The sequence below is a fragment of the Streptomyces sp. MUM 2J genome, assembly GCF_022414535.1.
GTDB lineage: Bacteria > Actinomycetota > Actinomycetes > Streptomycetales > Streptomycetaceae > Streptomyces.
This window is the reverse complement of record NZ_JADWYM010000017.1, coordinates 16,733-36,990: the sequence shown is the minus strand read 5'-3', so window position 1 is coordinate 36,990 and position 20,258 is coordinate 16,733. Positions and strand designations below refer to the sequence as shown.

General features: G+C 71.0%; 20 protein-coding genes. 1 reads left to right on the top strand and 19 read right to left on the bottom strand.

The features are described 5' to 3' along the window. Positions 1-187: 187 nt before the first annotated feature. From coaBC to pyrR, 12 genes are all read right to left on the bottom strand, one after another. Entirely contained in the window at positions 188-1,390 is a 1,203-nt protein-coding gene (gene coaBC / locus I3F54_RS16265; RefSeq protein ID WP_240119500.1) for a bifunctional phosphopantothenoylcysteine decarboxylase/phosphopantothenate--cysteine ligase CoaBC, read from the bottom strand. Positions 1,391-1,496: 106 nt separating this feature from the next. Then, positions 1,497-1,769, bottom strand: a complete 273-nt coding sequence (gene rpoZ, locus I3F54_RS16260) for a DNA-directed RNA polymerase subunit omega (RefSeq protein WP_205385858.1) — start codon at positions 1,767-1,769, stop codon at positions 1,497-1,499. Positions 1,770-1,819: 50 nt separating this feature from the next. Then, positions 1,820-2,413: a guanylate kinase gene (gene gmk, locus I3F54_RS16255; RefSeq protein WP_240119499.1), complete on the bottom strand. Its 594-nt coding sequence runs from the start codon at positions 2,411-2,413 to the stop codon at positions 1,820-1,822. Positions 2,414-2,474: 61 nt separating this feature from the next. After that, positions 2,475-2,798 carry an integration host factor gene (locus I3F54_RS16250; RefSeq protein ID WP_026246651.1) on the bottom strand — a complete coding sequence of 108 codons (324 nt, stop codon included), beginning with the start codon at positions 2,796-2,798 and terminating at the stop codon, positions 2,475-2,477. Positions 2,799-3,075: 277 nt separating this feature from the next. Beyond that, positions 3,076-3,921, bottom strand: a complete 846-nt coding sequence (gene pyrF / locus I3F54_RS16245) for an orotidine-5'-phosphate decarboxylase (protein ID WP_240119498.1) — start codon at positions 3,919-3,921, stop codon at positions 3,076-3,078. Then, positions 3,918-5,024: a quinone-dependent dihydroorotate dehydrogenase gene (locus I3F54_RS16240; RefSeq protein ID WP_240119497.1), complete on the bottom strand. Its 1,107-nt coding sequence runs from the start codon at positions 5,022-5,024 to the stop codon at positions 3,918-3,920. Before I3F54_RS16240 ends, pyrF begins: the two co-directional genes overlap by 4 nt. A gap of 140 nt (positions 5,025-5,164) precedes the next feature. Next, a complete protein-coding gene (gene carB / locus I3F54_RS16235; protein ID WP_240119496.1) occupies positions 5,165-8,473 on the bottom strand; it encodes a carbamoyl-phosphate synthase large subunit in 3,309 nt (1,102 codons plus the stop codon). After that, positions 8,466-9,608: a glutamine-hydrolyzing carbamoyl-phosphate synthase small subunit gene (gene carA, locus I3F54_RS16230; protein ID WP_240119495.1), complete on the bottom strand. Its 1,143-nt coding sequence runs from the start codon at positions 9,606-9,608 to the stop codon at positions 8,466-8,468. The genes carB and carA overlap by 8 nt, the downstream gene beginning before the upstream one ends. Further along, positions 9,605-10,189 carry a hypothetical protein gene (locus I3F54_RS16225; protein ID WP_240119494.1) on the bottom strand — a complete coding sequence of 195 codons (585 nt, stop codon included), beginning with the start codon at positions 10,187-10,189 and terminating at the stop codon, positions 9,605-9,607. The genes carA and I3F54_RS16225 overlap by 4 nt, the downstream gene beginning before the upstream one ends. Further along, positions 10,186-11,472: a dihydroorotase gene (locus I3F54_RS16220; RefSeq protein ID WP_240119493.1), complete on the bottom strand. Its 1,287-nt coding sequence runs from the start codon at positions 11,470-11,472 to the stop codon at positions 10,186-10,188. The genes I3F54_RS16225 and I3F54_RS16220 overlap by 4 nt, the downstream gene beginning before the upstream one ends. 5 nt (positions 11,473-11,477) lie before the next feature. Continuing rightward, positions 11,478-12,473, bottom strand: a complete 996-nt coding sequence (locus I3F54_RS16215) for an aspartate carbamoyltransferase catalytic subunit (RefSeq protein ID WP_240119492.1) — start codon at positions 12,471-12,473, stop codon at positions 11,478-11,480. Positions 12,474-12,570: 97 nt separating this feature from the next. Then, a complete protein-coding gene (pyrR, locus tag I3F54_RS16210) occupies positions 12,571-13,131 on the bottom strand; it encodes a bifunctional pyr operon transcriptional regulator/uracil phosphoribosyltransferase PyrR (protein WP_240119491.1) in 561 nt (186 codons plus the stop codon). 275 nt (positions 13,132-13,406) lie between these two features. Between pyrR and bldD the strand changes: the two genes are divergently transcribed. Continuing rightward, positions 13,407-13,907, top strand: coding sequence for a transcriptional regulator BldD (gene bldD / locus I3F54_RS16205; RefSeq protein ID WP_009313753.1), 501 nt, complete (start codon positions 13,407-13,409; stop codon positions 13,905-13,907). A gap of 208 nt (positions 13,908-14,115) precedes the next feature. Here bldD and nusB read toward each other — a convergent pair whose 3' ends face one another. The 7 genes from nusB to aroC all read right to left on the bottom strand — a co-directional run bounded on the left by nusB (position 14,116) and on the right by aroC (position 20,223). Beyond that, entirely contained in the window at positions 14,116-14,550 is a 435-nt protein-coding gene (gene nusB / locus I3F54_RS16200; protein ID WP_240119490.1) for a transcription antitermination factor NusB, read from the bottom strand. Between the two features lie 2 nt (positions 14,551-14,552). Then, complete coding sequence (gene efp, locus I3F54_RS16195; RefSeq protein WP_240119489.1) at positions 14,553-15,119, bottom strand: elongation factor P; 567 nt, start codon at positions 15,117-15,119, stop codon at positions 14,553-14,555. Between the two features lie 58 nt (positions 15,120-15,177). Beyond that, positions 15,178-16,287: an aminopeptidase P family protein gene (locus I3F54_RS16190; RefSeq protein ID WP_240119488.1), complete on the bottom strand. Its 1,110-nt coding sequence runs from the start codon at positions 16,285-16,287 to the stop codon at positions 15,178-15,180. A 155-nt stretch (positions 16,288-16,442) separates the two neighbouring features. Then, positions 16,443-17,273: a Pro-rich N-terminal domain-containing protein gene (locus tag I3F54_RS16185; RefSeq protein ID WP_240119487.1), complete on the bottom strand. Its 831-nt coding sequence runs from the start codon at positions 17,271-17,273 to the stop codon at positions 16,443-16,445. Between the two features lie 165 nt (positions 17,274-17,438). Beyond that, positions 17,439-18,530 carry a 3-dehydroquinate synthase gene (gene aroB / locus I3F54_RS16180; protein ID WP_240119486.1) on the bottom strand — a complete coding sequence of 364 codons (1,092 nt, stop codon included), beginning with the start codon at positions 18,528-18,530 and terminating at the stop codon, positions 17,439-17,441. Continuing rightward, positions 18,527-19,042, bottom strand: coding sequence for a shikimate kinase (locus I3F54_RS16175; RefSeq protein WP_240119485.1), 516 nt, complete (start codon positions 19,040-19,042; stop codon positions 18,527-18,529). The genes aroB and I3F54_RS16175 overlap by 4 nt, the downstream gene beginning before the upstream one ends. Continuing rightward, a complete protein-coding gene (gene aroC / locus I3F54_RS16170) occupies positions 19,039-20,223 on the bottom strand; it encodes a chorismate synthase (protein WP_240119484.1) in 1,185 nt (394 codons plus the stop codon). The genes I3F54_RS16175 and aroC overlap by 4 nt, the downstream gene beginning before the upstream one ends. Positions 20,224-20,258 lie beyond the last annotated feature (35 nt).

Below are 20,258 nucleotides of genomic sequence, written 5' to 3'. Positions count from 1 at the left end.
GGGGCTGCACCCGGCGTCGTCCGAGAACAGTTTATCGGTCGCGTCAGGCCACCGGCCCCCCTGTCTCGCCTCTCGGGAGCGCTGTGACCTGCGGCACGGGCATTCTGCCCAATGCCGAGCGGCCTTGAACAGGGCCGCCACGCGCCAATGTGCGAGACGCGAGCGTTTCTTGAGCCGAATGAGGCATTCAGCCCAGCCGTTCGGCCACAAGGTCCCAGATCGTGTCGGCCAGAATCTCCTTGGGGCCGTGTGGGACGGGGGTCTCGCTGCCGTCGGCGCCGAGCACGACGGCCTCGTTCTCCTCGGAGCCGAAGGTCTTGCGCTCGCCCACCTCGTTCACCACGAGCAGGTCGCATCCCTTGCGCGCCAGCTTGGTACGCCCGTTGGACAGGACGTCGTCGGTCTCGGCGGCGAAGCCGACGATCACCTGCCCCTCGCGGGCCCGATCGGCAGAGATCTCCGCGAGAATGTCCGGATTCCGCACCAGGACCAGGGGCTCCGGTTCCTGGCCGTCCCTCTTCTTGATCTTTCCGGTGGCGTACGCGGCGGGGCGGAAGTCGGCGACCGCCGCGGCCATGACCACGGCGTCGGCGTCCGCGGCGGCCTTCAGCACGGCCTCGCGCATCTGCACGGCCGTCCCGACCGGGACGACGTCGACGCCGGCCGGGTCCGGCAGACCGGTGTCGGCGGCGACCAGGGTGACGCGGGCGCCACGGGCGGCGGCCGTGCGGGCAAGGGCGTAGCCCTGCTTGCCGGAGGAACGGTTGCCGAGGAAGCGGACCGGGTCGAGGGGCTCTCGGGTGCCGCCGGCGCTGACGACGACGTGCAGGCCGGCGAGGTCGGGCTCGGCTGCGCCGCGGGCCAGGACGCGGCGGCAGACCTCGAAGATCTCGGCCGGGTCGGGCAGGCGGCCCTTCCCGGTGTCGACCCCGGTGAGGCGGCCGACGGCCGGCTCGATCACGACGGCGCCGCGGCGGCGCAGCGTCGCCACGTTCTCCCGGGTGGCCGGGTGCTCCCACATCTCGGTGTGCATGGCGGGGGCGAAGACCACCGGGCAGCGGGCGGTGAGCAGGGTGTTGGTCAGGAGGTCGTCGGCGAGGCCGTGGGCCGCCTTGGCCAGCGTGTCGGCGGTGGCGGGGGCGACCACCACGAGGTCGGCCCGCTGGCCGATACGGACGTGCGGCACCTCGTGCACGTCGTCCCAGACCTGGGCGGAGACGGGGTTGCCGGACAGGGCCGACCAGGTGGCGGCACCGACGAAATGGAGCGCGGAGGCGGTGGGGACGACGCGTACGTCGTGGCCCGACTCGGTGAACCGGCGCAGCAGCTCGCACGCCTTGTAGGCGGCGATGCCGCCGCTGACCCCCAGAACGACCTTCGGCTTGTCCACCGTCTCTCCCGGACCTCGGAAACCGTCTGTACCCATGACACACCACAGGCCCGGCAGTCGTGCTGCCGGGCCTGTGGAAAAACCCACTGCGGTGTGCAGATATGACTTACTGGCCCGGGCCCTCGATGGCCTCGGAGGTCAGCAGCCCCGCGTTGATCTCGCGCAGGGAGATCGAGAGCGGCTTCTCGTGGACGTGCGTGTCCACGAGCGGACCGACGTACTCGAGGAGGCCCTCGCCGAGCTGCGAGTAGTACGCGTTGATCTGGCGGGCCCGCTTGGCCGCGTAGATCACGAGGCTGTACTTCGAGTCGGTGGCCTCGAGGAGCTCGTCGATCGGCGGGTTGATGATGCCCTCGGGCGCGGAGATGGAAGAGGACACGCTCTACCTTCCGATGGATGGGAAAAAACAGTCAGGGTGACCAGTTTTGATCACACAACGTCCGTCAAGGCTAGCAGCTCGCGCGCCACGTCCTCGACCGACGTGTTGACCAGGGTCTCGTCGAACTCGGGCTCGGCGGCCAGCTCGACCTTCGCCGCGTCCAGGCGATGCTGGATCACCTCGGGCGGCTCGGTCCCCCGGCCGGTGAGCCTGCGCACCAGTTCCTCCCAGGACGGCGGGGCCAGGAACACCAGCCGCGCCTCCGGCATGGACTCGCGGACCTGCCGGGCCCCCTGGAGATCGATCTCCAGCAGAACCGGCTCACCCGCCTCCAGCCGCTCGATCACGGCCGCGCGCGGCGTGCCGTAGCGGTTGCCGGCGAACTCGGCCCACTCCAGCAGCTCGCCGTTGGCGATCAGCTTGTCCATCTCCTCGTCGGTGACGAAGAAGTAGTGGACCCCGTGCTTCTCGCCGGGACGGGGCTTGCGGGTCGTCGCCGACACCGAGAGCCAGAGTTCAGGGTGTGCCTTGCGCATATGGGCGACGACCGTGCTCTTGCCGACACCCGAAGGGCCGGAGAGCACGGTCAGCCGCGGACGTACGTCCGGGGGCTCGGGGGTCGTCCCCCGGGGTGTTACAGCCATGCAGCGATTATTCCAGCAATCCCGGAGTGCCCGGGACTCCCGTCCCGGCAGGGTCCCGGAATCAGGCGCCGGTGCTGCCGAACTCACGCTCCAGGGAGGCGATCTGGTTGGAACCGAGGCCGCGCACGCGACGGCTCTCGGAGATGCCGAGTCGCTCCATGATCTGCTTGGCGCGCACCTTGCCCACGCCCGGCAGGGACTCGAGCAGGGCGGAGACCTTCATCTTGCCGATGACGTCGTTCTCCTGGCCCTGCTTGATGACCTCGTGCAGGGAGGCGCCGGAGTGCTTGAGTCGATTCTTGACCTCGGCCCGCTCCCGGCGAGCCGCGGCGGCCTTTTCGAGCGCGGCTGCGCGCTGTTCGGGGGTAAGGGGCGGAAGAGCCACGCCTACGTCACCTCGGATGTCGAACTGTCGGATACGGACCGGTGAGGAACCTAGTCGCCCCACACCAGGGGAGCCACGAGCAACACGCTTGCCCGCTCACTCACGTCGGAGACTAGCGGTCAAGTCCGCCAGAGTCAGCGAGAACAGAGGAAAAGTCCTGGTCAGCCTCCATCAGGCCGGACATTTAAGACATATTGCCCTTGATTTGAGAATGTATCCAGACCCAGACCGGCCGAGATCAGGTCCCAAGCGTCCCCCGGCAGCCGCGCCGGACGGCTCAGCCGCCGGCGACCGCGGCCCGGACCTCCTCCGCGAAGCGGTCCGCGGCGTCACGCAGCGCGACGACGTCGGGACCGTGCCGCAGCACGCCCCGGCTGACGTTCGGCACGACGTTGCGCACCGCGGCGCCGAAGACCTTCGGAAGGTCCGCCGGGGTCGCCCCCTGCGCCCCGATGCCGGGCGCCAGGAGCGGGCCGTTGACGTCGAGGTCGTAGGAGGACAGGTCACCGAGTGTGGCGCCCACGACGGCCCCGAAGGAGCCCAGGGGCTCCTCCCCCGCGTTCTCGGCCGCCAGGTGGGCCAGCACGGTCGCGCCGACGCTCCTGCCGTCCGCGCGCACGGCGTGCTGCACCTCGCCGCCCTCCGGGTTGGAGGTCAGCGCCAGCACGAACAGGCCCGTGCCGGTCCTGCGGGCCAGCTCGACGGCCGGGCGGAGTGAGCCGTAGCCGAGGTACGGGGAGACGGTGAGCGCGTCCGAGAAGAGCGGGGAATCCTTGTGCAGGAAGGCCTCCGCGTACGCGGCCATGGTGGAGCCGATGTCGCCGCGCTTGGCGTCCATGACGACGAGCGCTCCGGCCGCCCGGGCCTCCTCGACCGCCTTCTCCAGCACGGCCACGCCACGTGAGCCGAACCGCTCGAAGAAGGCGCTCTGCGGCTTCAGCACGGCGACGCGGCCCGCGACCGCCTCGACGGCCGTGCGGCTGAACCGCTCCAGGCCGGCGACGTCGTCGTCCAGGCCCCACTCCGCGAGCAGGGACGCGTGCGGGTCGATGCCCACGCACAGGGGGCCGCGCTCGTCCATGGCGCGGCGGAGTCGGGCGCCGAAGGGCTCGGAGGGGGTCATACGGCCTTCCTTGCGTCGGCGCCGACGGCGTCGGCGAGGGTGGCGTACGGGCTGGTGCGCAGGCGCGCGGCGAGTCCCTCGTGCAGGGCCCGCATCCAGAAGGGGCCCTCGTAGATGAAGGCGCTGTAGCCCTGGACGAGCGTCGCTCCGGCGAGAATGCGCTGCCAGGCGTCCTCGGCGTTCTCGATGCCGCCGACGCCCACGAGGGTGATCCGGTCGCCCACGCGCGCGTACAGGCGGCGCAGGACCTCCAGGGAACGCTCCTTCAGCGGGGCGCCCGAGAGCCCCCCGGTCTCCGCGACCAGGTCGGGCGGGGAGGTCAGGCCGAGCCCCTCACGCGCGACGGTGGTGTTCGTGGCGATGATCCCGTCCAGGCCGAGTTCCACGGCCAGGTCGGCGACGGCGTCGACGTCCTCGTCGGCGAGGTCCGGCGCGATCTTCACCAGCAGCGGCACGCGGCGCGTGGTGACCGTGCGGTCGGCGGCCTCGCGCACGGCCGTCAGCAGCGGGCGCAGGTGGTCGACCGCCTGCAGGTTCCGCAGGCCGGGCGTGTTCGGCGACGACACGTTGACGACCAGGTAGTCGGCGTGGGGTGCGAGCCGCTCGGCCGACTTCACGTAGTCGTGGACCGCCTCGTCCTCGGGGACGACCTTGGTCTTGCCGATGTTGACGCCGACGACCGTCCTGAACACGGGCGTGCGGGAGGCGAGGCGGGCGGCGACGGCCAGCGAGCCCTCGTTGTTGAAGCCCATGCGGTTGATCAGCGCGCGGTCGGACACCAGGCGGAAGAGCCGCTTCTTGGGGTTGCCCGGCTGGGGCTCCCCGGTGACCGTGCCGATCTCGACGTGGTCGAAGCCGAGCATCGACATCCCGTCGATGGCGACGGCGTTCTTGTCGAAGCCGGCGGCGAGACCGAAGGGCCCGTGCATGCGCAGCCCCAGGGCCTCGGTGCGCAGCTCCTGGTGGCGGGGGGCCAGCACGGCCGCGACGAACGTGCGCAGCACCGGGACGCGGGCCACCGCGCGGATCCAGCGGAAGGCCAGGTGGTGGGCCTGCTCGGGATCCATCTGCCGGAAGAACAGACGGAAGAAGATCTTGTACATCAGTGTGTCCTCAACAAACCTGGTGACCGGTTCGGGCCCATGACGAGGGGGACACCGTCCGGCGGTGTCCCTCTCGTCGGCCGCCAGGGGGTGTTTCGAAAGTCCGGTGCGGGTGCTGTGCGGGACTTTCCCAACACCCCCTAGTCGCGGGCCGCGTTCAGATGCTCGGCGTGTTCCTGGAGGGAGCGGACGCCGACGTCGCCGTGGTTGAGGGCGTCGATGCCCTGGACCGCGGCGGCGAGGGCCTGGACGGTGGTGAGGCAGGGCACGGAGCGGGCGACCGCGGCGGTGCGGATGTCGTAGCCGTCGAGTCGGCCGCCGGTGCCGTAGGGGGTGTTGACGATGAGGTCGACCTCACCGTCGTGGATGAGCTGGACGATGGTCCGTTCGCCGTGGGGGCCGGGGCCCTCGGACTGTTTGCGGACGACGGTGGCGTTGATGCCGTTGCGCTTGAGCACCTCGGCGGTCCCGGAGGTGGCCAGCAGCTCGAAGCCGTGGGCGACCAGCTCACGCGCGGGGAAGATCATCGAGCGTTTGTCGCGGTTGGCGACGGAGATGAAGGCGCGCCCCTTGGTGGGCAGGGGGCCGTAGGCGCCGGCCTGGGACTTGGCATAGGCGGTGCCGAAGACGGAGTCGATGCCCATGACCTCGCCGGTGGAGCGCATCTCCGGGCCGAGCACGGTGTCCACCCCGCGGCCCGAGGTGTCCCGGAAACGGGTCCAGGGCATCACGGCTTCCTTGACCGAGATCGGTGCGTCCAGGGGCAGCTCGCCGCCGTCGCCGCTTGCCGGGAGCAGGCCCTCGGCGCGCAGGTCGGCGATGGTCGCGCCGAGCGAGATCCGTGCGGCGGCCTTGGCCAGGGGCACGGCGGTGGCCTTGGAGGTGAAGGGGACGGTGCGGGAGGCGCGCGGGTTGGCCTCCAGCACGTAGAGGATGTCCCCGGCCATCGCGAACTGGATGTTGATCAGGCCGCGCACGCCGACACCGGCGGCGATGGCCTGGGTGGAGGCGCGCAGGCGCTTGATGTCGAAGCCGCCCAGGGTGATGGGGGGCAGGGCGCAGGCGGAGTCGCCGGAGTGGATGCCGGCTTCCTCGATGTGTTCCATGACGCCGCCGAGGTAGAGCTCGTGGCCGTCGTAGAGGGCGTCGACGTCGATCTCGATGGCGTCGTCGAGGAACCGGTCGACCAGGACCGGCCGGGTGGGGCTGATCTCGGTGGACTCGGTGATGTAGGCGGCCAGCCGGCTCTCGTCGTAGACGATCTCCATGCCGCGTCCGCCCAGCACGTAGGAGGGGCGGACCAGGACCGGGTAGCCGATCTCGTCGGCGATGGCCTTGGCCTCGGCGAAGGTGGTGGCCGTGCCGTGCTTCGGTGCGGGCAGGCCCGCCCCCGCCAGGACGCGGCCGAAGGCGCCGCGGTCCTCGGCGGCGTGGATCGCCTCCGGGGAGGTGCCCACGATCGGCACCCCGTTGTCCTTGAGCGCCTGCGCCAGGCCCAGCGGGGTCTGGCCGCCCAGCTGCACGATCACGCCCGCCACCGGGCCGGCCTGCTGCTCGGCGTGGACGATCTCCAGCACGTCCTCCAGGGTGAGCGGCTCGAAGTAGAGCCGGTCGGAGGTGTCGTAGTCGGTGGAGACGGTCTCCGGGTTGCAGTTGACCATCACGGTCTCGTACCCGGCCTCGGAGAGGGCGAAGGAGGCGTGCACGCAGGAGTAGTCGAACTCGATGCCCTGCCCGATCCGGTTCGGGCCGGACCCCAGGATGATCACCGCGGGCTTCTGGCGCGGGGCGACCTCGCTCTCCTGGTCGTAGGAGGAGTAGAAGTACGGCGTCTTCGCGGCGAACTCCGCCGCGCAGGTGTCGACGGTCTTGTAGACCGGGCGGATGCCCAGCGCGTGCCGGACCTCGCGGACCACGTCCTCGCGCAGCCCGCGGATCTCGGCGATCTGCTGATCGGAGAACCCGTGCCGCTTCGCCTCGGCCAGCAGATCGGCGGTGAGCTCCGGCGCGGCGGCCAGTTCGTCCGCGGTCTCCTTGATCAGGAACAGCTGGTCCACGAACCACGGGTCGATCTTCGTGGACTCGAAGACCTCCTCCGGCGTGGCACCCGCCCGAACGGCCTGCATGACGGTGTTGATCCGACCGTCGGTGGGACGCACCGCCGCCGCCAGCAGGGCGTCCTTGTCGCCCGTCTCGCCGACGAACGTGAACTGGCTGCCCTTCCTCTCCAGCGACCGCAGCGCCTTCTGGAAGGCCTCGGTGAAGTTCCGGCCGATCGCCATCGCCTCACCCACCGACTTCATCGTGGTGGTCAGCGTCGAGTCGGCCTGCGGGAACTTCTCGAACGCGAACCGCGGCGCCTTGACGACCACGTAGTCCAGCGTCGGCTCGAACGAGGCCGGGGTCTCCCGGGTGATGTCGTTCGGGATCTCGTCCAGGGTGTAGCCGACGGCCAGCTTCGCCGCGATCTTGGCGATCGGGAAACCCGTCGCCTTCGAGGCGAGGGCGGAGGAGCGGGAGACGCGCGGGTTCATCTCGATGACGATGACCCGGCCGTCCTCGGGGTTCACCGCGAACTGGATGTTGCAGCCACCGGTGTCGACACCGACCTCACGGATCACCGCGATGCCGATGTCCCGCAGGATCTGGTACTCACGGTCGGTCAGCGTCATCGACGGCGCCACCGTGATCGAGTCACCGGTGTGCACGCCCATCGGGTCGAAGTTCTCGATCGAGCAGACCACCACGACGTTGTCGTGCTTGTCCCGCATCAGCTCCAGCTCGTACTCCTTCCACCCGAGGATCGACTCCTCCAGGAGCACCTCGGTGGTCGGGGACAGCGTGAGGCCCTGCCCCGCGATGCGGCGCAGCTCCTCCTCGTCGTGGGCGAAGCCGGAGCCGGCACCGCCCATGGTGAAGGACGGGCGGACCACCACGGGGTAGCCGCCGAGGGTCTCGACGCCCTTGAGGACGTCGTCCATGGAGTGGCAGATGACCGAGCGGGCGGACTCGCCGTGGCCGGTCTTGCGGCGGACCTCCTCCACGACCTCCTTGAACTGGTCGCGGTCCTCGCCCTTGTGGATCGCCTCGGGCCTGGCGCCGATCAGCTCCACGCCGTACTTCGTCAGCGCTCCGCTGTCGTGCAGCGAGATCGCCGTGTTCAGCGCCGTCTGCCCGCCCAGTGTCGGCAGCAGGGCGTCCGGGCGCTCCTTGGCGATGATCTTCTCGACGAACTCCGGCGTGATCGGCTCGACGTAGGTGGCATCGGCGATCTCCGGGTCGGTCATGATCGTCGCCGGGTTGGAGTTGACGAGGATCACCCTCAGGCCCTCGGCCTTGAGGACCCGGCACGCCTGCGTACCGGAGTAGTCGAACTCGGCGGCCTGACCGATGACGATCGGGCCGGAGCCGATGACCAGGACGGACTGGATATCGGTGCGCTTAGGCACGCTGGCCCTCCATCAGGGAGACGAAGCGGTCGAAGAGGTAGGCGGCGTCGTGCGGACCGGCCGCCGCCTCCGGGTGGTACTGCACGGAGAAGGCGGGCTGGTCCAGCAGCCGCAGCCCCTCCACGACGTCGTCGTTCAGGCACACGTGCGACACCTCGGCACGGCCGAACCGGGTCTCACTGACCTTGTCCAACGGCGCGTCCACGGCGAACCCGTGATTGTGCGCGGTGACCTCGACCTTCCCCGTCGTGCGGTCCTGCACCGGCTGGTTGATACCCCGATGACCGTACTTCAGCTTGTAGGTGCCGAAGCCCAGCGCACGCCCCAGGACCTGGTTGCCGAAACAGATCCCGAACAGGGGCGTCCTGCGCTCCAGCACGGCGGTCATGAGGGCGACGGGGCCGTCGGCGGTCGCCGGGTCACCGGGACCGTTGGAGAAGAAGACCCCGTCGGGGTTGACGGCGTAGAGCTCGTCGGCGGTGACGGTGGCGGGCAGGACGTGCACCTCGATGCCCCGTTCGGCCATGCGGTGCGGGGTCATGCCCTTGATGCCCAGGTCGACGGCGGCGACCGTGAACCGCTTCTCACCGATCGCCGGGACGACGTAGGCCTCCCGCGTCGCCACCTCCTCGTACAGGCTCGCCCCCTTCATGCGCGGCTGCGCCTGCACCCGGGCCACCAGCTCCGCCTCGGACGCGATCGCCCCACCCGAGAAGATGCCCGCCCGCATCGAACCGCGCTCCCGCAGATGCCGCGTCAGCGCACGCGTGTCGATGCCGCTGACACCGACCACGCCCTGGCCCACCAGTTCCTCGTCCAGCGTCCGCCCGGCCCGCCAGTTCGACGCGATCCGCGACGGGTCACGCACGACGTACCCCGACACCCAGATCCGGCGGGACTCGTCGTCCTCGTCGTTCCACCCGGTGTTGCCGATCTGTGGCGCCGTCGCCACCACGATCTGCCGGTCGTACGACGGATCGGTCAGCGTCTCCTGGTAACCGGTCATCCCGGTCGAGAACACGGCCTCGCCGAAGGTCTCCCCCACGGCCCCGTAGGCACGGCCACGGAACACCCGGCCGTCCTCCAGGACGAGAACCGCGGGAACCCTGGCGGTTCCCCTTGTGGAGGTCGTCATCGCGCGCCTTCCGTCTTGTTGGTCATCTGGTTCAGGGTGTCGACCCATTCGGTGTGCTCGGCCGCGCGGTCGGACCGGAAGCCGGAGTCGATCAGCTTGTCGCCGTGCGCCCAGGTCACCACCAGCAGTCCGCCCTCGGTGAGCACCTTGCCCGCGATGCCCTTGTCGAGCCGGGCTCCCCGCAGCGCGGCGGCGGGGACGAAGAAGTCGGCCGCTCCGGGGCGTACGACGTCCAGGCCCGCGTCCGTCAGGGTGAGCTCGACCCGGCTGCGGGTGCCGAGACCGTGGGCCACGATGCGGTCCAGCCACTGACCGGCGGTGGTGGAGCCGTGGTAGCGGCCGCTCATGGTCAGTTTCGCCTCGCCCGGCTCGTCCGGCGCGCCGGGCAGCTCCGGCAGGTCACCCTGGAGGGTGCCGCGCCACCTCCAGCCCTCGCGCATCAGCCAGTAGACGAGGATCACGAAGAGGGCGAGGCCGACGACCCAGCCGGCCCGGGCGGCCCAGTCGGTCACGTCGGCCGACTTCTTCTCCGCGGCGAAGCCGGTCGCGTATCCGGCCGCGAGCAGTGTTGCAGGTGTCACGTGAGCTTCCCGTCGACGAGCGTGGCCTTGCCCCGCAGCCAGGTGTGCGTGACACGGCCCGGCAGCTCACGCCCCTGGTAGGGGGTGTTGCGGCTGCGCGAGGCGAAGCCCGCGGGGTCCACCCGGCCACGGTAGGCCGTGTCGACGAGAACGAGGTTGGCGGGCTCACCTGCCGAGACGGGACGGCCGTGCCCGGCGGCCTGTCCGATCTGCGCGGGCTTGGCGGACATGCGGTCGGCGACGCCGGCCCAGTCCAGCAGGCCCGTGTCGACCATGGTCTCCTGGACGACGGACAGCGCGGTCTCCAGGCCGACCATGCCCATCGCGGCGGCGGCCCACTCGCAGTCCTTGTCCTCGTGCGGGTGCGGGGCGTGGTCGGTGGCGACGATGTCGATCGTGCCGTCGGCGAGCGCCTCGCGCAGAGCCGTCACGTCCCGCTCGGTGCGCAGCGGCGGGTTGACCTTGTAGACCGGGTTGTAGGTGCGCACCAGCTCGTCGGTGAGGAGCAGGTGGTGGGGGGTGACCTCGGCGGTCACCTGGATGCCGCGGGACTTGGCCCAGCGCACGATCTCGACGCTGCCCGCGGTCGACAGGTGACAGATGTGGACGCGGGAGCCGACGTGGTCGGCGAGCAGCACGTCCCGCGCGATGATCGACTCCTCCGCGACGGCCGGCCAGCCGCCCAGGCCCAGCTCGGCGGAGACCACGCCCTCGTTCATCTGGGCACCCTCGGTGAGGCGGGGTTCCTGCGCGTGCTGGGCGACGACACCGTTGAAGGCCTTCACGTACTCCAGCGCCCGGCGCATGATCACGGCGTCGTGGACGCACTTGCCGTCGTCGGAGAAGACGGTGACACCGGCGGCCGACTCGTGCATGGCGCCCAGCTCGGCGAGCTTGTGTCCCTCCAGGCCGACGGTGACGGCGCCGATCGGCTGCACGTCGCAGTAGCCGTGCTCCCGGCCGAGCCGCCAGACCTGCTCGACGACGCCGGCGGTGTCGGCGACCGGGAAGGTGTTGGCCATGGCGAACACGGCGGTGAACCCGCCGGAGGCCGCCGCGCGGGTGCCGGTGAGGACCGTCTCGGAGTCCTCGCGGCCCGGCTCGCGCAGGTGGGTGTGCAGGTCGACCAGGCCCGGCAGCAGCACCTTGCCGCCGGCCTCGACGACCTCGGCGCCCTCGGCGGACAGCCCGGTGCCGACGGCCCCGACGGTCCCGCCGTCGATCAGCACGTCCTGCGGCGCGCCGCCGAGCACCTTCGCACCACGGATCAGGATCTTGCTCATGGTTCTTACTTCTCCTCGGTACGGGTGGGGGTGACGGCGGGTACGTTCTTCGCTTCGATCACGGCGCCGCCGAGCAGCAGGTACAGGACCGCCATCCGGATCGAGACGCCGTTGGCGACCTGCTCGATCGCGGTGCAGCGGTCGGAGTCGGCGACGTCGGCGGTGATCTCCATCCCGCGCACCATCGGGCCCGGGTGCATGACGACGGCGTGCTCGGGCAGCCGGGCCATACGGTCGCCGTCGAGGCCGTAGCGGCGGGAGTACTCACGCTCGGTCGGGAAGAAGGCGGCGTTCATGCGTTCGCGCTGGACCCGGAGCATCATCACCGCGTCGGACTTGGGCAGAGTGCTGTCGAGGTCGTACGAGATCTGGCAGGGCCAGGCCCCGACGCCGACGGGCAGCAGGGTGGGCGGGGCCACCAGGGTGACCTCGGCACCGAGGGTGTGCAGCAGGTCGACGTTGGAGCGGGCGACACGGCTGTGCAGGACGTCGCCGACGAGGGTGATCCGCTTGCCGGACAGGTCCTGGCCGGTCCCGGCGTCCCGGCCGACCAGCCGGCGGCGCATGGTGAAGGCGTCCAGGAGGGCCTGGGTGGGGTGCTGGTGGGTGCCGTCGCCGGCGTTGATGACGGCGGCGTCGATCCAGCCGGAGTTGGCCAGGGTGTACGGGGCTCCGGAGGCGCCGTGCCGGATGACGACGGCGTCCACCCCCATGGCCTCCAGGGTCTGGGCCGTGTCCTTCAGGGACTCGCCCTTGGAGACGCTCGACCCCTTGGCGGTGAAGTTGATGACGTCCGCGGACAGCCGCTTCTCGGCTGCCTCGAAGGAGATCCGGGTGCGGGTGGAGTCCTCGAAGAAGAGGTTCACGACGGTGCGGCCGCGCAGGGTCGGCAGCTTCTTGATCGGCCGGTCGGCGACCCGGGCCATCTCCTCGGCGGTGTCGAGGATCAGGACGGCGTCGTCACGGGTGAGGTCGGCGGCCGAGATGAGATGACGCTGCATCTGTCAGGCTCCGTAAGGCAGTTCAATCGGGAGATTTGAGGCAGACGGGCGCATGCCCCGGCACACCGGGTGGCCGTGCGGTGCCGCGCCCGGCGTGCTACCGGGCGGCCGGCTTCGCGCCGAGCAGTACGGTGTCGCGACCGTCCTCCTCGGCGAGGTGGACCTTGACCGTCTCCCGCAGCGACGTGGGGAGGTTCTTGCCGACGTAGTCGGCGCGGATGGGCAGTTCGCGGTGGCCGCGGTCGACGAGGACCGCGAGCTGGACCGCGCGCGGGCGCCCGATGTCGCTCAGGGCGTCCAGGGCGGCGCGGATGGTCCGGCCGGAGAAGAGCACGTCGTCGACGAGGACGACGAGCTTGCCGTCGATGTCGTCGCCGGGGATCTCGGTGCGGGCCAGGGCGCGCGGCGGGTGCATGCGCAGGTCGTCGCGGTACATCGTGATGTCGAGGGAACCGCAGGGGACCTTGCGCTCGGTGATCTGCTCCAGCTTGGCGGCGAGCCGTTGGGCGAGGTGGACGCCCCGGGTCGGAATGCCGAGGAGCACCACGTCGTCGGCGCCCTTGGCACGCTCGACGATCTCGTGGGCGATGCGGGTCAGAACCCGCGCGATGTCGGGGCCTTCGAGCACGGGCCGCGCATCGGTCGTTTGCTTGTCCATACGAAACGGACCTCCTTCTCCGCCTCACGGGACGGACCTTAAAGGACGTCGGGATTGCGCCACCTACGGTAGCAGGCCGCAGCGACACACCCGATTACCCCCCTGAGGGGCATCGATTCACTCCTCCGGCGCAATCAGGTGTCACTGCCACGGAAGCGTCGGTGTGGACCATTCGGCTTGACGCAGGAGAATCACGCTGCGTAACCTCACAGTGAGTTACCAGCCGCGCGGCAGGAACACAGTCCCGCCGCGTCGACACAGTGCCGGGGAGCTATATGTCCAGCGAATACGCCAAACAGCTCGGGGCCAAGCTCCGGGCCATCCGCACCCAGCAGGGCCTTTCCCTCCACGGTGTCGAGGAGAAGAGCCAGGGACGCTGGAAGGCGGTCGTGGTCGGCTCGTACGAGCGCGGCGACCGCGCCGTGACCGTGCAGCGCCTCGCCGAGCTGGCGGACTTCTACGGCGTTCCGGTGCAGGAGCTGCTCCCGGGCACGACCCCGGGCGGCGCCGCCGAGCCGCCGCCGAAGCTGGTCCTCGACTTGGAGCGCCTGGCCCACGTGCCGGTGGAGAAGGCGGGCCCGCTGCAGCGCTACGCGGCGACGATCCAGTCGCAGCGCGGTGACTACAACGGCAAGGTCCTCTCCATCCGCCAGGACGATCTGCGCACGCTGGCCGTCATCTACGACCAGTCGCCGTCGGTCCTCACCGAGCAGCTGATCAGCTGGGGCGTGCTGGACGCGGACGCGCGTCGCGCGGTCTCCCACGAGGAGAGCTGAGCGCTGCCGACCTGAGCAGAAACGTACCGTCGGGGTGGCCGGAACCAAGTGGTTGCGGCCACCCCGGCGGCGTTGGGGGCGCCTCCCGGGCCCCCGGTGCGCCTCCCGGTGGACCGGCGGGAGGCGCACCGGGGCGCACCGAGACGCCGATGGGCCCGCAGCGTGCCTGCTGCGGGCCCATCGGCGTCTTGATGCGGGAGGCCTTCGGTCAGCCGTCCTCGCGGCGCAGTGAGGGCTTGAGGTCCTTCAGCCTGCCGAGGAGCCCGTTCACGAACGAGGGCGAGTCGTCCGTGGAGAACTCCTTCGCCAGCTGCACCATCTCGTCCAGGACGACGGCGTCCGGGGTCTCGTCGACCCAGATCAGCTCGTAGGCGCCCAAGCGCAGGATGTTGCGGTCGACGACCGGCATCCGGTCCAGCGTCCAGCCCACCGAGTACTGCGCGATCAGCTCGTCGATCCGCTGCGCTTGCTTCGCGTAGCCCTCGACCAGCTGCATCGTGTACTCGCTCACCGGCGGCTGCCGGGTGTCGGTCCGGGAGAGCCGGACCCAGTCCGCGAGGACCGTCAGGACGTCGGCGCCGCGCTGGTCGCCCTCGAAGAGGATCTGGAAGGCGCGCTTGCGGGCCGTGTTGCGGGCAGCCACGGTTAGCTGTTCACCCGGCCGAGGTAGTCGCTGGAGCGGGTGTCGACCTTGATCTTCTCACCGGTGGTGATGAAGAGCGGGACCTGGATCTGGTGACCGGTCTCCAGGGTGGCGGGCTTGGTGCCGCCGGTGGAGCGGTCGCCCTGGATGCCCGGCTCGGTCTCGGCGATCGTCAGCTCGACAGCGGCCGGCAGCTCGACGAAGAGCACCTCGCCCTCGTGCTGGGCCACGGTCGCCGTGAAGCCCTCGACCAGGAAGTTCGCGGCGTCGCCGACGACCTTGCGCTCGATGTGCAGCTGGTCGTAGGTCTCCATGTCCATGAAGACGAAGTAGTCGCCGTCCATGTAGGAGAACTGCATGTCACGCTTGTCGACGGTGGCCGTCTCGACCTTCACGCCGGCGTTGAAGGTCTTGTCGACGACCTTCCCGGACAGGACGTTCTTGAGCTTGGTGCGCACGAAGGCCGGTCCCTTGCCGGGCTTGACGTGCTGGAACTCGACGACGGACCAGAGCTGGCCGCCTTCGAGCTTGAGCACCATGCCGTTCTTGAGGTCGTTCGTGGAAGCCACGGTTGCGGAATCTCCTGGACTGACGTGGACGACCACGGGGCAGGCGCACAGCTCAGGGCTAGAGCGCGAGCAGCTCCTTGGTCGTGATGGTGAGTAGCTCGGGTCCGCCGTCCGCCTCGGGGCGCACGACGAGCGTGTCATCGATCCGGACGCCGCCCCGTCCCGGGAGGTGGACCCCCGGTTCGACGGTGACCGGCACGCAAGCGTCCAGTTTACCCATGGCGGCGGGGGTCAACTGAGGGTCCTCGTCGATTTCGAGTCCGACCCCGTGCCCGGTGAGGGGCAGGAGCCCCTGCGCGTACCCCGCGGAGCCCAGCACCTGGCGAGCGGCCCGGTCCACGTCGCGGTAGGCGGCGCCCGGGACCAGGGACTCGCGTCCGGCACGCTGAGCGGCGAAGACGAGGTCGTACAACTCGACCTGCCAGTCCGCCGGCGCGGTGCCGATCACGAACGTACGGCCGATCTCGCAGCGGTAGCCGCGGTAGTTGGCGCCCAGACAGACGGAGAGGAAGTCGCCCTCCTCCACGCGGCGGTCGGTGGGACGGTGGCCCCGGCGGCCGGCGTTCGGGCCGGTGCCCACCGAGGTGGGGAAGGCGGGCCCGTCGGCGCCGTGGTCGACCAGCCGGCGCTCCAGCTCCAGGGCGAGGTGGCGCTCGGTACGGCCGACGAGAATGGACTCCAGCAGCTCCCCGAGGGCCTGGTCGGCGATCTCCGCCCCGATGCGGAGGAAGGAGATCTCTTCCTCGTCCTTGACGATCCGCAGCTGTTCGACGGCACCGCCGAGGTCGGCCAGACGCACGCGGGGCGCGACGGAACGGACCGCACGGTGCCGGGCGACCGTGACGTGGTGCTCCTCCAGGGCGAGTGAGTCGACGCCCTGCGCCTGGGCGAGACCGGCCGCGGCGACGGCGGGGTCGCCGCCGGGACCGGGCAGCGCGTGCAGGCGAAGCTCCTGGTCCGGCAGGCCGGTGGGATCCGCCCGGTCGTCCGGCGGTCCCGCACAGACGAGGACGTCCTCATGGCGGCCCAGCAGCAGCACGGCACCGTGCGGGGCGGCACCCGCGAGGTACCGCACGTTGGCGGGACGGGAGACCAGCGCGGAGGCGCTGCCGCCGGCTTGGCAGCGTTCGCGGAGGCGGGTTCGGCGAGCGGCGTACACCTCGGACATGAGACGAGCGTAGGAGCGACGGGCGTTTTGTGCCGGTTGGGAGAGTGCCGTTCGGGCTACGGCGCCCGCCGGACCCGCCCGCCGGGTGAGGACGTGGCGTCCGGCGGCCCGCCCGACCGACGGCACCTCTCCCCCGTGGTCACCGGACCGCCTGGTCACCAGTTCGGCGGACTGGCCAGGGACCGGGCCAGCACGTCGTCCAGGACCTGGGCCGTCTGCGGGACGTCGAGCTGGGAGTTGTCGACGATCGGCAGGCCGGAGCCGTACCAGCCGGCCATGCGGCCGTGGATGCGGGCGACCTCCTCGTCGGTCAGGCGCCGGTTGCCGGAGCGCTCGGCGTTGCGCTCCAGCACGACGTCGAGACCGGGGAGCAGCACGACCGGGAGCAGGCCGGGGCCCACGTGCCGCTTCCAGCCGCCGAGACCCACGACCGGGCGGTCGGGGAAGACGGCGTCGTCGAGGATGCAGGAGATGCCGTTGGCGAGGAAGTTCCGCGCGGCGAAACCGCAGGTGCGGCGGGCGAGGCGGTACTGGGCCTCGGAGTGGTCGTTCCAGCCGGACTGCGGGTCGGCGAAGCCAGAGCGGACCCATTCGCGCACGTCGTCGAGGCTGATGTGAGCGGTGGGAACCCGGCGGTGATCCGCCCAGAACTTGGCGACGCTCGTCTTGCCGGCCCCCGCTGGTCCGATCAGCAGCACGGCGAGCGTGGTGGCGGAGGGGTCGGGGGCACCCACGGGCTCCGCAGGAGGCAGCGGCACATGGCCGGTGGTGTCCGGCGACGGCGGCACCTGCTGCGGCGGGGCCGGCGGCACCGGGGTCGCAGGGGGCGGGCCCGGGTAGCCCGGGGCCGGGGGCACCGGCGCCGGGCCCTGCTGGGTGCCCGGGTGCCGGGCACCCGGGAGATGTGCGGCCGGCGACCAGCCGGCGGCCGGTCCCTGCCCCGGCTGGTGGGGCGGCGGCAGCGGAGAACCCACTGCGTGCTGCATCCGGTGCCACTCCGTCTCGTACAGGCGGTCGTTGCTGGCAGCGGGGGCGAACCCGCTCTCGCTACCGAACCGTACCGCCCCCGGCCGTCGTTTGGTGAACGGCCGGGGGCGGTGTGAAGTGCCCTGTCCGGAGAGGGAATCGGGCGGAAACGGCGTTGCCGGTACCTACTGGCCCACTTCGCCGTAGGCGGCGAGGAGAACGGCCGGGTCGGGGCCCTCCAGCACGGTCGGCTTGGCCAGCCCGTCGAGGACGACGAAGCGCAGCAGGTCTCCGCGGGACTTCTTGTCGACCTTCATGGCCTCCAGCAGCTTGGGCCACTGGTCGTAGCGGTAGTGCAGCGGAAGCCCGACCGCCTCCAGGACGGTGCGGTGGCGGTCGGCGGTGGCGTCGTCCAACCGGCCTGCCAGACGGCCGAGTTCCGCCGCGAAGTGCATGCCGACGGCGACCGCCGCGCCGTGCCGCCAGTTGTAGCGCTCGTTCCTCTCGATGGCGTGGCCGAGCGTGTGGCCGTAGTTGAGGATCTCCCGCAGCCCGGACTCCTTCAGGTCCGAGGAGACCACCTCCGCCTTGACCCGGATCGACCGCTCGACGAGTTCCGCGGTGTGCGGACCGGCCGGTGTGCGGGCCGCCTCCGGGTCGGACTCGATGAGGTCCAGGATGGCCGGGTCGGCGATGAAGCCGGCCTTGATGACCTCCGCGAGACCGGAGACGTAGTCGTGCGCCGGGAGGGAGTCCAGTGCCGCCAGGTCGCACAGCACACCGGCCGGCGGGTGGAAGGCCCCGACCAGGTTCTTGCCCTCGGCGGTGTTGATGCCGGTCTTGCCGCCGACCGCGGCGTCCACCATGGCCAGGACCGTGGTCGGGACGGCGATCCAGCGCACCCCGCGCAGCCAGGTCGCCGCCACGAACCCGGCCAGGTCGGTGGTCGCGCCGCCGCCCACGCCGACGATGACGTCGGTGCGGGTGAAACCGGACTGGCCCAGCGCCTTCCAGCAGTAGGCGGCGACCTCGTAGGTCTTGGCCTCCTCCGCATTGGGCACCTGGATGGCGACGGCCTCGTAGCCCTGCCCGGCCAGGTCGGCGCGGAGTGCGTCGCCGGTCTCGGCGAGCGCCTCGGGGTGGACGACCGCGACCCGCTTGGCCCGGTCGCCGATCAGGCCGGCGAGTTCGCCGAGCAGTTGCCGGCCCACCAGAACGTCGTAGGGCTCGGTACCCGCCGTGCCGCCCACCTGGATCCGTGTCACCGACTCGCTCATGCTTCCTTCAACTCCACTGCGTCCAGGGCTGCTCGGGACACCTCTTCGGGGGTCCGCCCGTCGGTCGGCACCACCGCGGTGGCGACCTCCTCGTAGAGAGGACGGCGGGCCTCCATGAGTTCGCGCCACTGCTTGCGCGGATTGACCGCGAGCAGCGGCCGGGCCACGTTCAGGCCGGTGCGCCGGACGGCCTCCTCGACGTCCATCGACAGGTACACGACGCGGTGGCCGGCCAGCAGCGCGCGCGTGTCCGCGTCGAGGACCGCGCCGCCGCCGAGGGCGAGAACACCCTGGTGCTCGGCCAGTGCGGTGTCCACCGCCTGCTTCTCCATCGCGCGGAAGGCCGGCTCGCCGTCCGCCACGAAGATGTCGGAGATCTCGCGGCCCTGGGCGGCGACGATGTCGTCGTCCGTGTCGCGGTAGCCGACGCCCAGCCGCTCGGCCAGCAGCCGACCCACGGTGGACTTGCCCACGCCCATCGGGCCGACCAGGACCAGAAGCGGCCCGCTCATCGGATGTGCAGGTGGTCGAGGTACGACCGCACGTTGCGGCGGGTCTCGGGGACGCTGTCGCCGCCGAACTTCTCCGCCACCGCGTCGGCCACCACCAGTGCCACCATCGCCTCCGCGACGATGCCCGCGGCCGGCACCGCACACACGTCGGACCGCTGGTGATGGGCCTGCGTCACCTCGCCGGTGCTCACGTCGACCGTCCTGAGCGCCCGCGGCACGGTCGCGATCGGCTTCATCGCCGCCCGCACCCGCAGCACCTCACCCGTCGACAGGCCCCCCTCGGTCCCACCGGAACGGCCCGAGGCCCGCCGGATGCCCTCCGGCGTGGTGACGATCTCGTCGTGCGCCTGCGAACCCGGCACCCGCGCCAGCTCGAAGCCGTCTCCGACCTCCACACCCTTGATCGCCTGGATCCCCATCAGCGCCGCCGCCAGCCGGGCGTCCAGCCGCCGGTCCCAGTGCACGTGCGACCCCAGGCCCACCGGCACACCGTAGGCCAGGACCTCCACCACACCACCGAGCGTGTCGCCGTCCCTGTGCGCCTGATCGATCTCCGCGACCATCGCCTTCGAGGCGTCCTGGTCCAGACAGCGCACCGGGTCCGCGTCCAGCCGCTCCACATCCGCCGGTGTCGGGTACACCCCGTAGGGGGCCCGGGCGGAGGCCAGCTCCACCACATGGCTGACGATCTCGATCCCGGCCGTCTCCTTCAGGTACGACCGGGCCACCGCGCCCAGCGCCACCCGGGCCGCCGTCTCACGGGCCGAGGCCCGTTCCAGGATCGGGCGGGCCTCGTGGAAGCCGTACTTCTGCATCCCGGCCAGATCGGCGTGGCCCGGCCGCGGACGGGTCAGCGGCGCGTTGCGCGCCAGCTCGGCCAGCTCCGCCGGATCCACCGGGTCGGCCGCCATGACCTGCTCCCACTTCGGCCACTCGGTGTTACCCACCATGACCGCCACCGGGGAGCCCAGGGTGAGGCCGTGCCGCACCCCGCCCAGGAACGTGACCTCGTCCCGCTCGAACTTCATCCGCGCACCACGGCCATAGCCGAGCCGCCGCCGCGCGAGATGGTCGGCCACCATCTCCGTGGTGATCGGCACGCCGGCGGGAAGGCCCTCCAGCGTCGCGACAAGTGCGGGACCGTGGGACTCCCCCGCGGTCAGCCAACGCAGCCTGCTCAACGATGCTCCTCAGTGCTCGCGCCCTGGTCACTGCC